The organism is Mucilaginibacter sp. P4_G9, from assembly GCF_056400985.1.
Map to the genome: position 1 here is coordinate 1 of NZ_JBFUKF010000870.1, position 834 is coordinate 834.

Annotated in this window: 1 protein-coding gene; it reads right to left on the minus strand. The window is 34.6% G+C overall.

Features of this window, described 5'->3' with window-relative positions; genetic code table 11:
- The coding region (locus AC1DPZ_RS28260) for a glycosyltransferase (protein ID WP_477409796.1) at positions 1-804 on the minus strand (804 nt) is incomplete at its 3' end.
- Positions 805-834 lie beyond the last annotated feature (30 nt).

The following is an 834-nucleotide window of genomic DNA, read 5'->3' on the forward strand; positions in this document are numbered from 1 at the left end:
TTCATCATCCATACCAGATAACAAGTGAATATTTTTTTTATAGGGTGATTGCTMCCATTTTTCTAAAAGCTTATGATTAGGTTTTGGGCCAATAAGTAGAATAGGTAAGTTTTGCTTGTTAAACGCCCGTAAAGCATTATAAATATCAATAACGCCAATCCTGTTTTTATACCATTGATTACCTCCAACATGTAACAGGTACCCATCTTTTAAATTTATACTTGTATTACTTAGGAACAATTCAATTTTTTTTTCTTCAATTCGTGAAAAATAATTTTGGTTCAATCCATTGTATACTACGTCAGAAATTTCAGGCTTTACATATAAAAATCTTAAGAGATCGTCTCTGGTCTTATTAGAAACTGAAATGAAATTTTTGCCTTTTGTATATCCGTTCCGTATATATGCCTGATATTTTCTCCCGGAAGGCCCTGTCGGATTTTGAGGAATTTCATTAAAAGCAGAACGCTGCGCTAAAAAATCATGACAGTGTATAACATGTGGACGGTTTGCAACCATCGGAACCCAGGGACCAAGTGCATGGTCGGTAAATACAAATAAGGTATCTGAAGAAAGCTTTTTTAATTTAGCCTTAACCTCCATTGGAAAGAGAACATACTGATCTATATAGCCTAACCATTTCTTATATTTTTCTATAAAAGGCAGTTTAAACAACCGGGGTTCGGGTGTAAAAACAGAAACCTGGTGGCCTTTTTGTTTCATCCCTTCAACTATCATATTAGCAAAACGAGGCATGCTTTGAGAGTTTAGAAATTTGGGGTGGGTGAAAACTACAATTTTCATATCAACTTACTTAATTCCCCTGTTGCGAAT